Source organism: Paenibacillus hubeiensis, assembly GCF_032334105.1.
Classification (GTDB): domain Bacteria; phylum Bacillota; class Bacilli; order Paenibacillales; family Paenibacillaceae; genus Paenibacillus; species Paenibacillus hubeiensis.
In genome coordinates this window covers 301136-317490 of the sequence record NZ_JAVYAE020000001.1, presented here as the reverse complement: position 1 = coordinate 317490, position 16355 = coordinate 301136, and the positions used below count along the sequence as shown (strand labels likewise).

The 16355-nt window shown below is 55.2% G+C and carries 11 protein-coding genes; all 11 read left to right on the top strand.

The window, feature by feature from the left end:
• Positions 1-26 precede the first annotated feature (26 nt).
• Positions 27-4025: a type VII secretion protein EssC gene (essC, locus tag RSX24_RS01460; protein ID WP_343259498.1), complete on the top strand. Its 3999-nt coding sequence runs from the start codon at positions 27-29 to the stop codon at positions 4023-4025.
• Between the two features lie 16 nt (positions 4026-4041).
• Complete coding sequence (locus tag RSX24_RS01455) at positions 4042-4872, top strand: hypothetical protein (RefSeq protein WP_343259497.1); 831 nt, start codon at positions 4042-4044, stop codon at positions 4870-4872.
• A 7-nt stretch (positions 4873-4879) separates the two neighbouring features.
• Positions 4880-5428 (top strand): WXG100 family type VII secretion target, encoded by a 549-nt coding sequence (locus tag RSX24_RS01450; RefSeq protein WP_236417215.1) that lies wholly within the window; start codon positions 4880-4882, stop codon positions 5426-5428.
• Positions 5429-5624: 196 nt separating this feature from the next.
• The gene (locus RSX24_RS01445) at positions 5625-5900 is read left to right on the top strand and encodes a WXG100 family type VII secretion target (protein ID WP_343259496.1); all 276 of its coding nucleotides are present in this window, start codon (positions 5625-5627) and stop codon (positions 5898-5900) included.
• Positions 5901-6025: 125 nt separating this feature from the next.
• Positions 6026-8122 carry a serine/threonine-protein kinase gene (locus tag RSX24_RS01440; protein WP_343259495.1) on the top strand — a complete coding sequence of 699 codons (2097 nt, stop codon included), beginning with the start codon at positions 6026-6028 and terminating at the stop codon, positions 8120-8122.
• Positions 8123-8154: 32 nt separating this feature from the next.
• Positions 8155-8907 carry a vWA domain-containing protein gene (locus RSX24_RS01435; protein ID WP_343259494.1) on the top strand — a complete coding sequence of 251 codons (753 nt, stop codon included), beginning with the start codon at positions 8155-8157 and terminating at the stop codon, positions 8905-8907.
• 20 nt (positions 8908-8927) lie between these two features.
• A complete protein-coding gene (locus RSX24_RS01430; protein WP_236417426.1) occupies positions 8928-9758 on the top strand; it encodes a hypothetical protein in 831 nt (276 codons plus the stop codon).
• Between the two features lie 364 nt (positions 9759-10122).
• Positions 10123-10929 carry an SDR family oxidoreductase gene (locus tag RSX24_RS01425; RefSeq protein ID WP_236417225.1) on the top strand — a complete coding sequence of 269 codons (807 nt, stop codon included), beginning with the start codon at positions 10123-10125 and terminating at the stop codon, positions 10927-10929.
• A gap of 361 nt (positions 10930-11290) precedes the next feature.
• Entirely contained in the window at positions 11291-13798 is a 2508-nt protein-coding gene (gene hrpB, locus RSX24_RS01420) for an ATP-dependent helicase HrpB (RefSeq protein WP_343260054.1), read from the top strand.
• Positions 13799-13934: 136 nt separating this feature from the next.
• Entirely contained in the window at positions 13935-14543 is a 609-nt protein-coding gene (locus RSX24_RS01415) for a general stress protein (protein ID WP_236417227.1), read from the top strand.
• A gap of 370 nt (positions 14544-14913) precedes the next feature.
• On the top strand, positions 14914-16062 hold the full coding sequence (locus tag RSX24_RS01410) for an acyltransferase (protein WP_343260053.1): 1149 nt from the start codon (positions 14914-14916) through the stop codon (positions 16060-16062).
• The last annotated feature ends 293 nt before the right edge of the window (positions 16063-16355 follow it).

Genomic DNA, 16355 nt, shown 5'->3' with positions numbered 1-16355 from the left:
CGCGAACGAAAGGAGGTCCATTCTTCGTGAATGTGTTATATCAGCGTTCCCCAAGGATGACGCCGGTTCTTAAGGAAGAACAGCTTGAAATTCTCAGGCCCCCGGCGGAGCCGAGCAAACCGACGTTTTCGTTGATTTCCATTATAATACCCATCATGATGACGACGGTCAGCATCGGTTTTTATGTATACATCAATATGACAGGCAAAATGAGCAACAGCAGCTACATGATGTTCCAGATGATGACGGTCATGATGATGCTGACATCATATACCATTCCTTTTTTCGTGTATTTGAGCAACAAAAAGACCTACGCCAAAAAGATTCAGGAGCGTAAAGCGATGTACCTGTCGCAGCTGGACAAACATCGCGAAGAGCTGAAGGCGGCCCAAGCCGAACAGGCCCGAAGCTTATACGAGGTGCATGGGGATCCGAACGTCTGCATGCAAATCGTCAAAAACCGCAACAGCTCTCTATGGGAGCGGTCGCCGGAAGACGAAGATTTCATGCAGGTGCGCATCGGTTCCGGAGAAGTGCCTTTCCGGATCAAGCTCCAGGTACCGCGCGTGGACGGATATGATAAAGACGAGCTCATTGAAGCGGCCCATCAGCTGGCTGCCGAATTTCAGACCGTAGCGGATGCTTCCATCACCTTGCCCCTGTTCCAATCCAAGGTGATGGGACTGGTGGGGAGCCGTGAAGAAGTGCTTTCCTCGCTGCGCGTCATCGTTGCCCAGCTTGCCGTTCGGCATTCGCCCGACGAGCTGAAAATGGCTGCGTTTTATGAAGAGAAGGAATCCCGGGAATGGGAATGGCTTCGCTGGTTGCCGCACATTTGGGACGAGGATCAGGAGCAAAGGTATATGGCCGACAGGCACAGCGGTGCGCATCAATTGGCGGACAGCTTGTTTTCCGTATTGAACCGGCGCAAGAACAACAAGCAGGACAAGTACAAAAAAAGCGTGCAAACGCCCTGCTACGTCGTGATCCTGTCCGATACGCAGTTGATTGAAGAGGAGCCGCTGCTGCCGCTTTTGCTGGAGTCCGCTCACGAGATCGATGTGTGCACGATCATTTTGGCGAGCCGCAAGGAATCGCTTCCGATGCACTGCCAGCTGATCATGGAAGCTGCCAGGGACAAAGGACTGTACATCAAAAAAACGGAAGACGCGGACGTCATCAAACAGGAGTACAAGCCTGATTTCATTTCCCGGGAAGCTGCGGAGGCCTTGGCCCGGTACATGTCCCCGATCCGGCTCAAACGTTCTTCCGCCTCGGATATCCCGCAAATTCTTCCGCTCTTTGACATGATGGGTATTTCCCGCGTGGAAGAGCTGGATGTGGTGTCCCGCTGGAATCAGATGAGATATCCGGACAGTTTGCCTGTACCGATGGGGGTTCGCGCAGGCGGGAAAAAAATCGCGCTTAACCTGCATGACAAAATAGAACGGCAAGGCCATGGTCCCCATGGGCTGATCGCCGGCACGACCGGTTCCGGAAAGAGCGAGGTCATTCAATCCATCGTGGCTTCCCTTGCGGCTGAATTTCACCCGCATGACCTGGCTTTCATGCTGATCGATTACAAAGGCGGCGGTATGTCGAATACGTTCGTGGGATTGCCGCATGTGGTCGGAACGATCACCAACCTTGACGGCAACCTGATTGAGCGGGCGAACGTTTCGCTTCGGGCCGAGCTTGTAAGGCGGCAGAAAATATTGAATGATGCCGGCAATCTGCAGCATATTGACGAGTATTACAAAATAGCGAGATCGCGGCGACAGCAGCCTTTGCCGCATCTGGTCATCATTATTGACGAATTTGCGCAATTGAAGCGGGATCAGCCCGAATTCATGGACGAATTGATCAGTATCGCGGCCATTGGCCGAACGTTGGGAGTACATCTCATTCTGGCTACGCAGAAGCCTGCCGGCGTGGTCGATGACAAAATATGGAGCAATTCCAGGTTCCGGATCTGTTTGCGCGTGCAGAGCGAGGGAGACAGCCGGGACATGATCAAGATCCCGAATGCGGCATGGATTACGAAGCCGGGACGCGGCTATTTCCAGGTGGGCAGCGACGAAGTGTTTGAAGAAATGCAATTTGCCTGGAGCGGCGCCCCATATCATCGCGAGGAAGACTCAACTAGCGTGCTGCCTGTCATGGAAGTGCGGTTGAACGGGAAGCGGGAACCTTTGCTTACCGGTGAACGCAGAGCTGTATTGAAGGGCGAGGATGTCCCCAAACAGCTGCAGGCCTTTATCGATTATGTTGCACGTTCAGCTGCGGATGCCGGAATTGCGCGATTGCAGGGCCCGTGGCTGCCTCCTCTGCCGGAGGTGCTTGACTGGGAGAGTCTCGCCATCAAGCAACCCGGGGAAAGCGAGGATCGCGCGTACGAATCGGAAAGCGGTTTGTTAAGGCCCGTCGTCGGTTTGCTTGACGATCTTCCCAACCAGCGGCAGATGCCGCTTGAACTTCCAATGGATCAAGGCCATCTTGTCGTGTACGGCATGCCGGGTTTGGGAAAAACGACGTTTGTACAAACCCTGCTCATGGCCATGGGCAGATTGAACGAGGCATCTTGGCATGGCTATATCATTGATATGGGCAGGATGATGAAGGATTTTGCGATGCTGCCCCAAATCGGCGCCGTCATGATGGCCGAAGAGGAGGACCGGATCAAACGGTTGTTCCGTTATGTGCTGAAACTGTCTGCACAGCGTAAGGATATGATGTCGGAGGTCGGGGTAAAAACGATTTCGGCTTATCGCCGCGTCGCCCGCGAAGCGGTCCCGCAAATTGTGGTCGTGATCGACGGATATCTTTCTTTCCGGAATGCGTATCCCGAAGAGAACGAGTTGTTGGAAACGATTCTCCGCGAAGGCGGCAGCTTGGGCATGACCTTTGTGTTGACAGCCAACCGCGTAACGGACATCTTCGAAAAATTCAGGAGCAACATACCCAATGCCGTAACTTTTGAATTATCCGATCCGAGCGATTATTATTATGCGGTGGGACGGCCGACAAAAGCGCCGAGCCAGCTTCCGCCGGGACGCGGTCTTGTGAAGGGGCAGGTTCCGCCGCTCGCGTTCCAGACGGCCTTGCCGTCTGCAGGCGAGGATGAGGGCAAGCGTTCGGCGTCCTTGCGCCGGGCGATCGTTGACATTCGTGACAGCTGGTCCGGGGAACAGGCGCCCCAGATCGCGCCTCTTCCGGAAGAAGTGCATCTCAAGGATGTGATTATGCGTGCCGGAACATACGGAAGCAGAAGCCTTTCGTCGGTGAACGTGCCGGTCGGGCTGTATACCGATGATCTGGAGCCGTTCTCGCTTAATCTGAGGGAAGGCCCGCATTTCATGGTGACCAGCCCGATGGAAGGGGGCAAAACGACATTTTTGTTGACCTGGATGCTGTCCCTGGCGTATCATGCTTCACCGGAGCATGTGCAAATGTACACGGTCGATATGCGCTATGGTTCAGGCGGATTGGCGGAAATCGGAGCTTTGCCCCATGTTCGTGGCCATGTGTCGCGAGAAGAGCAATTGGCTCCTGTCATCCAGCAGCTATATGATGAAGTGCTGAAGAGGGGAGAAAGCTCCGGCGGTCCGGAAATCGTGCTGGTCATCGACGATGCGGACACATTGTCCAAACAGCTGACCGATTTCAACGTGAAGGATCAACTGGGAGCGATCGTTCGCCAAGGAAGGGATCGGGGCATACATGTCATTTTATCCGGCGTGCCGGCAGATTTCCCAACGTTCGGATCTGACTGGGTAAGCGACGTGAAAGCTTCCCAGAGCGGATTGCTGTTCGGGACCTTGGACCCTAACGATCTCTCGTTCTTCCGTATACCGTATTCCGAATCTGGAGGAAGCACGTCTGGTCTGAAGGTACTACCTCCGGGTCAAGGTTATTATATTAAACGTAAATATTCCAGGGTCAAAGGTGCAGTCCCATGCCATTCGGGCTGGAAAATGACCGATTGGATTTCTGAAATTCGTGACCGATGGCATGTTGTAGTTTGAGGGGAGGTGGCTCATAATGTTGACGGTTCATGATTCCAAGCAAAAGGTAGTCACTTTGCAATTGAAAGAGCTTTTTTTCCTGGCCGGTATACTCGGTTCAGACCGACTGCTTGGCGTGGAGGATCCATTCCGCGGTTATATGGCCGAAGATATCGCGATGGAATGGGAACACGTCAAAACTTCCCTGCTGGACAAAGGGTATTTGATTCAAGATCAGGATAGCAACGAGCTGACCATGACACCGACCGTTTTTTCCCGGGTAGCCATTGCTGGTCTTTCCGACAGGGCATGCTGGATACGTTACTCAATCAACGGCAAGTCACATGAAAGCTACATTCATTGCACGGATGAACGCGTTGTTGAAGTATCCCGGATCGAAGGAGAAACGGATTCGTTCAGGCTCAGTGATTTGGGGAACGTCCACCAAGCGGTGGATTGCCTGATCGAAAAAATGAAGTGGAGCGGGCGTTCTCCGGCGGAGAAACCTGCGCTGATGTGTTCCAAAAAAAAGTTTTACGATGTTTTGAATGGGCTGCATGACAAACAGGAGCAGACGGTGGCGGACGAGCTCGCACTGGAGACCAATGACCCCGAAGGATCGCTTGCGCTTGCACGGTGCCTTGTCAACAAGGAGTCGGATGGGGAGCTGCGGCTGCTCGTATGGGGCGATGACGGCTGGACGTCACAGTCGGCGGCGTTCACTTCGAGCGCGGTTTCCAATTGGTTGTTCCGCATGAGTACAGCCGCTTCGGATGATTGGTTGGTTGCAGCCTTAACGACGAGAGAACAGTTTCACGAAATGCTGCTGGACTGGCTTAAACAGCCTGCAGAGGAAGAGGAAAGGTGATGGGTAAATGCGCATTCGTGTGGAACCGGATGTGCTTCGGGCACTGAGCAGGCAGATTCAGTATGCGGCGGAGCAAATACAGCAAAAGATGACAGTGTTGGATCAAGCCATTCATTCGCTGGAGTGGGAAGCGCAATCCCGTCCTGCGGTGATGGCCGAATGGGATTATTGCAAGCGCCTTGGCGAGACGGCGGTGCGGCGGTTCGTGGAGCTCGGGACGCAGCTTGATCGAAAGGCGGTCGTGTTTCAGCAAGTGGACATGGAGTATCGCACGATTCTGGGACATGTAAACAAGGCCTACGTCAACGCTGTCAATCTGCTTCAAGTCATGGAAGACAATGAGGCAGGACAGATCCTGCCTGTGCACTCAACGACTTCTGCCGTCGTATCCGATCCTTTTTCTGCAGTAAGGGCAGTATACCAAGTACAGGACACCGTTCCGCCTGACGGTTCCCCGGCCACTCTGGTTCAGGCCATGCAGCCCGAACCGGTGGCATGGAAGTTTACGGATCCGTCCTATCGGGGGACCAGAGGAAGCGAACCTGTCGTATCGTGATGACTTGAATATACAGATGTGATCCGCCTGATGGAATAAAATGAATTTTCGGCGAAAATAGGCTGTTAGGGGAAGATTCAGGTCCTGAAAATGGGGTAAATAGGATTAGGTCCTTCGGCTTTTGTTCAAAGGATTCCAATATAGTACAATTTGAACAAGCAATATTTACTAGCTCTAATCAAGGAGGAATTTACACATGGCAGGACGTATTTTAGTAACCCCCGAGCAGCTTGATCAGGTTTCCAACCAATTCAAACAAAGCGGTGAGCAAAGCCAGCAAATCGTTACTTCCCTGACTCAATCCATCACAAGCATGGAGGGACAATGGGAAGGGATGACCAAGCAGCGTTTCTTCCAGGAGTTCCAGGAAGCGAGCAAGCAAATGCAGTCTTTTGTTCAAACGCTGAACAGCATTAGCGCGGAACTTATGGCAATCGCCAACAAATTCCGCACGGCTGACCAAACTCGTTAATCTGTCATACATACGTGTAGGCAGAGAGCAAGCCAGAAGAGAAACTATTGCGGCAGAAACCGGGCGTTTAACGACACCCGGTTTTTGCTGCACCATCACAGAAATGATCAGAGAGAGGGATGAGCATGTCTTTTCAACCGAATCCAGGGGATGAATTGGTGATCAATGACATTGCCTACACGATTGGGCAGCATCCCGCCGCTCCCGGGCTGGCATACGCCCAGGCGGGGAGGCAGGGGATTGTTTATCAGCTGATTCCCAAAAATGGTTCCATAGATGGTGCTAAGGCACTAAAAGTGTTTTTTCCAAAATTCAGGATTCCTGCCATGGTGTATCAATCGGAACATATGGAGCCTTACAGCGCGCTGCCGGGTATGCGCGTATGCAAACGCGATGTGCTCACTCCGGAAAGAAACGGAGCGCTCATTGGAGAGTATCCGGATCTGTTGTACGCGGTGATCATGCCCTGGATCCAGGGCATGACTTGGTTTGATGTCATCAGCGACCAAAGAACGCTGACAACAGAGGATAGCCTGAGGCTGGCCAAGGCGCTTGCCGGCACGGGCTCTGCCATGGAGCAGCGCGGACTTGCGCATTGCGATCTGTCCGCGCCCAATGTGATGATTCCGTTTTTTTCCGAAGTGCAGGACCCGAATACGGCATCGGCGGTAGAACTGGTTGATGTGGAGCAGATGTACGGTTCCAAAATGGATCGTCCGGATGCTCTGCTTGCCGGTTCCCCGGGGTATGCGGCCCATCGGACAGTGCACAGCGGTTTGTGGAGCGCTTATGCGGACAGGTTTGCGGGAGCGGTGATCATTGCCGAAATGCTGAGCTGGTCCGATCCGGCGATCGTAGACAAGGCTTGGGGAGAAAGCTATTTCGACCAGAACGAAATGCAGGCGGTGAGCGAACGTTATGTCGCGATGCAAGGCTCACTCCAGAGGCGTTGGGGCCAGAAAGTCGCCGAATTGTTCACCAGAGCCTGGGAAAGCCATGATTTGAGCAGCTGTCCAACGTTTGGAGAGTGGCTGGTCGTGCTCGCTTCGGCATCCATAGAGCAAGCGGAGGCTGCGGTTGCTCCTTTGATGGCGGAGGAAGAAGCGGCTCCGGCTCCCGAAAAGGCGGGGAGTGCCCCGGTAACGGAAGAGATAACCGGAAATGCAGACGCCCCAAGGGAGGGTGGCTTGGCTTCCAAGTCGCTGCCCGAGCAGGAAGCCGTCATCAACCGTTTGTTCGCGCAGGCGCGATTGTTGGAGGAAGAGGGTAAACCGGGCGCTGCTCTTGAAGTGTACCGGTCATTGTATCATTTTATTCCCGACAAAAGTCCGTTACAGATTGAAGTGGAAGCAGCCATCCAGCAGCTCGATGCCCAACTGAATCCGAAGGAGGAAGCTGCGGAACAGGGCAAAATTCCGTTGTATCGGACCAAAAAGTTCATGATCTCTGCCGCTGCGCTCGTCGTTCTGCTGGCCGGAACGGTTCCGACGGTCAACATCTTGGCCGACCAAGCCGAGGTTAAACAGAAGGAACAGCAGGAAGCCGCCAGATTAGCGGAGATCCAGGCTGCCGAGGAAGCCGAAGCGGCAAAGGCGGCTTTGCTAAAGCAGCAGGAGGAAGAACAGAAAAAGAAAGTCGAGGAGGAGCTCAGGCTGGCTGCCGAAAAAGAACGGCAGCAGGCCGATGCCAAAAAGAAAGAAGAAGAGCGGAAAGCATTGCAGGAAAAATACGATAAACAGGCCAAATATGAGGCCTATTTGGCAGAACAGGAACGAAAGAAGCAGGAGGCGGCCAAACAGGCAGCTCAGGCCAAGTACGACAAACAAGCCAAATACGAAGCATACCTGGTCTGGAAGAAAGAGCGCGACATCAGGCTAGCCAAGGAAGAAGCCGAACGCAAGGCAGCTGAAGAGGCTGCGCGCAAGCAGGAAGCCGCGCGCAAGGCGGCCGAAGAAGCCAGACGCAAAGAGGAAGCGGCCCAAAAGGCGGCGCTCAAGAAAAAACGCGCCCAAAACGTAGTAACCCTGATTGCCCATTATAACAAAGCGTACAATGCCCAAAAAGGCCGTAACATCGAAAATGCCGAAGCTTATGCACGCGATTTCAAAAACTTGTACAATACCGACGCTGCATACTTTAAGGGTGTGGGCAAGGTGGCTGCGCGCATGACTGCCATCAACAAATTCCTGGGCAATACGGACTACGTTCTGCCAGACCTGTAAATCAAACAAATGACGGAGGTGACACATCCCAGATGAACTATACGATTCAAGCATCCCAGCGAACACCCGCACTTATCATTTATTTGATTGATATCAGCGCCTCCATGAATATGGTTCTGGACAATCGCAGACGCATTGACGTCGTCTACGATGCGCTGTCCCTGGCCATTCGCCAGATGGTATTTCGTTCGACCAAAGGCAACCGTCTGACACCCCGCTACCGGATCGCCATCCTGGCCTACAGCGATGATGTGTATGACTTGTTGAACGGGATCAAGGGCATCGACGAAATCGCCGCCATCGGTTCTTTGCCTGACCTTACGCCAAAGCGCTTCTCGGATTCGGCCAAAGCGTTTTTGCAGGCCGAGAAAATACTGCAAGCGGAAATTCCGTACATGCAGGATTGTCCCGCCCCGCTGGTGTGCCACATGACGGATGGCGTGGCGACGGGGGACGATCCCGAACCGATTGCGAAACGCATTATGGGCATGAGCGTGCCTGACGGAAACGTGCTGGTTGAGAATATTTTCATTTCCGACCATCTGCTGGAATCGCCGATTGCCGAGCCGAGAAGGTGGAAAGGCATCCATGCGGAGACGTCTCTGAAGGACGAGCACGGCGAGAAGCTGCGCAACATGTCTTCCGTCCTTCCGGAGAGCTACCGGGAGATGTTGGTCGAAGCCGATTATTTGCTTGCTCCAGGCGCTTTGATGATGCTTCCCGGGACCTGTGCCGAGCTGGTATCCATCGGGTTCCAGATGTCTGCTGCCACACCTGTACGATAGGGGGAAACCGATTGAAAACAATGCGTTTGGTTTCGCTGTCTACCGGGGATAAATTGCCCCGTGCCAGGTCATATCGCGGATTTCGCTACGTCAGTCTGCAGACGGGAGAACAGCCTCTTACCCGTTACGAGGGCGCCTTCAAATGTCGCTATGGGTACGGGCGAGCCGCCGAAACCGTGAATCAGGGAGATTCCGGGCAGGACTTTGCAGCGGTCAACATGGATGGGGATGTCGTTCATTTTGTATTGTGCGATGGGGTCGGCATGAGCTATCTTGGTGATTTTGCCGCTCGATTTCTGGGCAATGCCCTGCTCGAATGGCTTGTCAGCACGCCGGTGCCCAGTGCCGAAGGCGTGGAACGTTTGCTTCGCGAACTGACGGTTCCCGCATCCGATCAGCTCTCCAAATTGAAGCCTTTGGACAACTCGCCGCTGCTTCTGCGCGAAGTGCTGATGGAGAAGCTTCGCAGAGGCAGTCAGGCGATGTATGTATGCGGCAGGGTCGAGCTGGCGAAAGGAAACGGAAACAGCCGCATGTGGCTCGCCTGGCAGGGGGACTTGAGAATCCGGATGTGGCGCAACGGGAAGGAACACTCGGCTCCTTTCCAGCAGATGCGTCGCTCCAGCGAGCGTTGGTCCACATTGGAAGGACCGGTTGGCGGCAAACCCCATGTATATGATGCCAAGTTGTCCGGCAAGGAGTCTTTCCGGCTGCAAATGTATACGGATGGATTGAACGACCTGGACGCCATTCACACCTATATCCCGGACGAGCACATTCAGGTGCTTCTTGATGCGGCCCACACGGGAGGGCTGGAAGACGATGCGGCATTGATCGAATTGGAGTGGTAAACGGAAAATTGCGATGTGCATGATTTAAAAAGAGCTCTTTTTGGGTAATCTTGTGAAGAATTGCTTTACATAAGAGACTGCGGCGAAATAAATCCCACTATATAGGTTGAACCAGACATTTACACGATAACAGAGAGGACAGAAAGAAGCTGGAGATGCGAAGCGCTCGCTTAACAAGAACGCTGCATCGGAAGCATAGGCTTATCGCCGGATTTCCCCTTAAATAAGTGGATCAAAAAAATTTGGGGATCACAGCGATCGAAAGATGGTTCTGACCACGTAGTGGCTCCGTGTAAAGATCATTGGTTCAACTTATATCGTTTCCTCGTAGCCTCTAAGACACAAGAAAAAGGAGAGAGGAATCATGACGCATCATCATGACCGTTCCAGGTTTGCAGGCAAGGTGGCGATCATTACGGGAGCAGGTTCAGGCATCGGCAAGGCAGCGGCGCTGAAGCTGGCGAATGAAGGGGCACAGGTCGCGTTGTTCGATCTGGTGAATGACCGGATTTCGGAGACTGCGGCGGAAATCAACGCGCTGCATGAAGGGTCCGCCCGAGCGTTCGATGTGGACATTTCCGACCCGGAACGCGTGGAAAGAGCGGTGCTGGAAACTGTGGAACTGTTCGGCGGCATCGATGTCGTGTTTGCCAACGCGGGCATCAATGGCGTATCCGCTCCCATTGAGGACATTCAGGTGGAAGATTGGAAAAAGATCATCACCACCAATTTGGACGGCACGTTCTTTACCGTCAAATACGCTTTGCCGCATCTGAAGAAACGCAGGGGCGGCAGCATTATCATCACAAGTTCGATCAACGGCAATCAGCGCTTCTCCAGCTTCGGCATGTCCGGATACAGCACATCCAAGGCAGGGCAGGTGGCCTTCGCCAAAATGGCCGCATTGGAACTCGCGAAATTCAAAATTCGCGTTAACGTCATTTGTCCCGGAGCCATTGCGACCAATATTGATCAAAGTACGATCAAAACGGATGATTTGCAGGAGATCGTCATTCCGATTGAATTTCCGGAGGGGCAGCAGCCGCTGCAGGGCGGCCCCGGCAAGCCCGAACAGGTTGCCGACCTGGTTGCGTTTCTGGCCTCTTCCGAATCCGAGCACATCACGGGGGCCGAAATTGTCATTGATGGGGCGGAATCGCTGCTTAGTTAATCGTACTTCGGACTCTGTAAGCAGAGAAGAAATCATATGCAAGCACATAACGGTCGTTCCCCTGGAACGGCTTTTTGTCATGCAGCGGCAAGGGTTAAAGGATGTCACAGGTTGGCATATGTGAATATTCACAGGGGTCCGACAGTCAGTACTCGCAGTTCGATAGGGAATGGCCGAGATGACATCGACGTACGCCCTTGTTTGACGTACGAACGAGGGAGGATACCGTTTCAAGCTGATTTGTAGTATTATATCGCAAGCGAAGGTTTGTCCACGGATCGGGGAAAGAGTGCGGTCCACGCGTGATAAAACCGGGCAAGTGATCGTTTGTTTTAGGATAAGGGAGAGGTTATTCGTGGAAATGGAGTTGCCGATACAACAGATCATTCCCGAGCTGAGACAGCTGTTTCGGGATGGAGATACAGGGGTACTGACCGCCGAACCGGGCGCCGGAAAAACGACGGTGGTGCCGCTTGCGTTATTGGACGAACCTTGGGTCGAGGGACGCAAGCTGATCATGCTGGAGCCAAGGCGGCTTGCAGCGCGCTCCGCTGCGGCCCGCATGGCGGCTTCGCTTGGTGAAAAGGTGGGACAAACGGTCGGATACCGCGTTCGCATGGATACCCGGGTGAGCGCGGAAACACGCATTGAGGTGGTGACCGAAGGTGTGCTGACACGCATGCTCCAGCAGGATCAAGGGCTTGAAGATACGGCGATGGTCATCTTCGACGAGTTCCATGAGCGTCATTTGCATGGGGATCTCGGGCTGGCGCTTGCGCTTGAATCCAGGGCATTGCTGCGTCCGGATCTGAAGCTGCTCGTCATGTCGGCGACGCTGGATCCGGTACCGGTCTGCGGATTGATGGGTGAGGGCACCAGATGGTTGGCGTGTCCCGGAAGAACGTTCCCGGTGGAAACGAAGTATTTGCCCAAACCGGCGGCGGCTTCCGTGGAATCGTTCACGGCACAAGCCGTAGTCAGGGCGCTGAGAGAGCAGGAAGGGGACGTGCTGGTTTTTCTGCCGGGTGCGAGGGAAATTCACCGTACGGAACGCGAACTGGGCATCCTCGGGCTTCCGCCGCATGTTCAGGTGCACGCGCTATACGGCAGCATGCCTGTGGAACGTCAGGATGAAGCCGTTCGTCCGGCGGCGGCCGGCTGGCGCAAGGTCGTGTTGTCCACCTCGATCGCTGAATCGAGTTTAACGCTGACCGGCGTGAAGGTTGTGGTGGATGCCGGATTCAGCCGGGCGTCCGCGTTTTCGCCCCGCACCGGCATGAGCCGGCTCGTTACGCTGCCGGTGTCCAAGGCATCCGCGGACCAGCGGCGCGGGCGTGCGGGGCGCATCGCGCCCGGGGTGTGTTACCGGCTGTGGAGCGAAGAGGCTCACGGCGCGCTGCCGGAGGCGGCGCGTCCGGAGATCGCGTCCGCGGATCTGGCCCCGCTGGCGCTGGAGCTTGCGGCTTGGGGCGTCGGGCAGCCGGAGGAGCTGCAGTGGCTGGACCCCCCGCCTGCCGCAGCCTACGGCCAGGCACAGGCGCTGCTGCGCCAGCTGGGCGGCCTGGATGACGCAGGCCGCATCACGCCCTTCGGGCGGCGGATGAACGCGCTTGGCGTGCATCCGCGCTTGGCCGGCATGCTGCTCCGCGCGGCGGAGCTCGGGCTGGCCGGCTACGCCAGCGTGCTGGCGGCGCTGCTGCAGGACCCGGCGGGCCTGCGGGGCAGCGGAAGCGCGGGCACGGACTTGCGCCCGCGCGTGGAGGCGCTGCTGTCGGCCGGCAGCAGCGCAGCGGCGCAGACGGCGGCGGCCGATGCGGCCGCCGTGCGGCGCCTGCTGCAGGAGAGCCGCCAGCTGCGCGCGGAGCTCGGCCCGGCGGCGCCAGACCCGGCCCGGCCGGACGAGGACAGCTGCGGATTGCTGCTGTCCTTCGCGTACCCGGACCGGATCGCGCAGCGCCGGGAAGACGGCCGCTATCTGCTGAGCAGCGGCCGCGGGGTGCGGCTCCCCGCCACGGAGGCGCTGAGCCGGTCAGCCTATCTGGTCGCTGCCGATGCAGACGACCAGGGCGCGGACGCGCGCATTCTGCTCGCGGCCCCCGTCAGCGAACAGCGATTGCTGGATGCAAGCCCGCATCTGCTGCAGGAAGAAACACTCGTCGCCTGGGATCGCAGTACCCGCAGCGTGCGCGCAAAGCGCAAATGGCGCATCGGGGCGATCGTGGTCAAGGAAGGCTCCATCGCGCAGCCGCCGGAGGAGGATGTGCTGGAGGCCATGCTGGACGGCATTCGCCTGGAAGGGCCGGGCTGCCTGCCTTGGACGAAATCGTCCAGACAGCTTGCGGACCGGCTGCGGTTCCTGCACCATCATTTGCCGGACTGGCCTGATCTGGCACCGGCCGCGGACGGACTGTCCGCCGAGCTGCAGGAGCAGCTTCGGCCGTTTGTCGAGGGCATGCGCTCGGTCCAGGACCTGAAAAGCTTGTCCATGCATGACATCCTGCTCAGCGGTTTGGATTGGGGGAAACGTCAGCAATTGGATGAGGAGGCACCGACCCATGTTCAGGTGCCGAGCGGTTCGCGCATTCCGGTCGATTACAGCGATCCTGAAGCTCCGACCTTGTCGGTCAGGCTGCAGGAAATGTTCGGCCAGCAGGAGACGCCGCGAATCGCCGGCGGCCGCGTGCCGCTGACGCTGCATCTGCTTTCCCCCGCGCAGCGACCGGTACAGGTCACCCGGGATCTGGCCAATTTTTGGCGGGAAACGTATTTTGACGTTAAAAAGGACCTGAAAGGCCGTTATCCAAAGCACTACTGGCCCGACAATCCGCTGGAGGCCGTGGCCACGAACCGAGCCAAACCGCGTACATGACAGCACAACCCCGTTTGAATGCCGCGAGGGTGGGTAAATACATAACGAACCACTCATAACAGACGGACGGAGCCCCGCTGTACGGTGAAGGTACAGGGCAGGGTGCTGCCGGCTACAAACTGAGGAGGGATTGGTTATGCAAAATAAAATCGTTGGTGTTTTCAATACGGAACGTGAGGCTTCCCAAGCGGTAGAAGCGTTGAAGCAGCACGGATTTCAGCCGGAAGAAATTTCGGTGGTAACGCAAGACCGGGATGAGCTGAGAGCGATTCGCGAGGAAACCGGCTCAAAAGCGCCGGAAGGCGTGGCTGCTGGTGCGGCGACTGGCGGCGTAATGGGCGGCGTGGTCGGGCTGCTGGCAGGCATCGGGGCGCTCGCCATTCCGGGCATCGGCCCGATTCTGGCCGCCGGACCGATCGCCGCTACGTTCACCGGGGCAGCGATTGGTGCAGGCGCTGGCGGACTCGTCGGCGGATTGGTCGGCATGGGAATACCGGAGGAGGATGCCCGGCAATACGAAGAATACGTTCGGGGCGGCAAAATTTTGCTGCTGGTTGATGCATCCGATCGCGATTCGGTCGTGTATGATGTGTTTCGGAACAGCAGCGAGCTGAACCGGGACAGATATAACCATTACGAGGCGGATCAAGCCAGGCCCGTAGAACGCACGGACCTGGACATGGAGGAACAGAGGCTGGAAGCGCAGACCAAAGCCGCGAAGTACGGAAACAATACGTTCCTGTGACGATCACGGAAACTTCGAAGTTGATCGGTTGCCGCTTGTGATTCTCTAAATGGGCATCTGGCAGATTCACGTCTTGCGTGCTCGCGAGCCCATGATTCGAATGTTATGCGGACAACATGAAAGAGAGGCTCGGATCAGCCCGGCCCTCCTGTCTGGCAGTCTACAAAAGCCGGTTTTCCTGTGGGGAAGCCGGCTTCTGTATGGCGTCCGGTGCCAGGCAACCCGGTTATGCGCGGGGGCGTTAGAGGGAAGCATGAATACATAGGGACAACGGATTTGTTTTTGAGATCTGGCCGTTCAAGGGAACATTCCCATCGGTGAATACATGATTTGATCATATCCAATATGATCGTGGAAGGAGGCGGCAGAGATTCCGAGGAAGGAACGAATCGCAGCTATTGAAAGTCTAAGAGGCATGGCTTTTGCCGCCGTTGTGCTGCAGCATGCCATCGCCCATTTTTCGCTTGTGCCGGAAACGCGGCTGGAAGACGGCGTGTTGCTGGCGATTTTGCTCATGGCAACCAAGTTTGCCGTGCCGTTATTTATTTTTATCACAGGTATGGTGCTGTTTTACAACACCGGGGAAAAGCTTCATTACGGACAATTCATGTTCAAGCGATGGAAGGACGTCATTATTCCATATGTGATCTGGGCCTTGATTACGTTTGCTCTTACGCCGGGGATCTGGGCCGGTTTTGGTTGGCAGGAGATTCCCGGGCTGGCACTCAAGCTGATCACAGGCAAAACAAGCTCGCATTTCTGGTATATCATCATGTTGATTCAGTTCTATCTCGTATTTCCGCTGTTTTTGACAGCCGTACGATACGTGTACCGTCGATTTGACTCGAAGGGGCGGATGATCGCCCTGCTGGTCTCCGGTGCAGCATACCTGGTGCTTGCGGGACAACTCGGCAATATTGCGCGCGGCATGGAGAAGTTGAACATTCCGGTGCTGACGGACATGTTCACGACATATGCGGACCGCAATTTCCTGTACTTTTTCTTTTATTTTGTGCTGGGCGCGGCTGCCGGAATGGCCGTTCAGCGCTGGAACGAATGGGTCGAACGGTACCGTGGGGTATACTGGGCGGTGTTTATAATAACGGGTTTGCGGTTTATATATTTGTTACTGCAGGAATTTCAGAAGCCCGAAGGGATCCAGATCACGTTTTATACGGTAAGTCTGATCCGGCCGGACATGGCATTGTTTCTCGTTGCTTCCATCATGGTCATGTATGATCTGGCAAACAAATTGCGGCACCCCCGGACGTTGAAATGGCTCTCATGGATTGGCGGGGTTTCCTATGGCGGTTATTTAATGCACATGTTAATGCTCCGCTACAGCTATATCCCGGATGAACGAATTTATGTGGCGCTGGGTTTGAACCCGGTGATCCGCATGATCCTGACCTGGCTGCTCGCGCTTACGCTGTCATGCATACTCACTTGGATCGTTTCCAGGTTTGCTTGGGGCAGATGGATCGTTGGCACGGTTCCGGATCATAAGAAAAAAAGATAATTTCTTAGAATGATGAATCAATCAACATATGAAAAATTCACAACAAACACACCGCCTGCCGCCCGACACAGGTCTTGACCAATGCTGCGCGAGAAGATGTTGGCAGTACAGCATACGATATGCAGGCACGCGAACTGGCCGTTCCGATCGAATTTGTTAAATGACAGTCATCGCTTAAAAACATAAAGAGAACAACGTATTTTCTAAGTGTCAAAATTTAAACATGTGAAAAATTCATAATAACAACACAGAGTGCCGCCGTTCTCACCCCCCGATATGACCTGCCTCCTGTC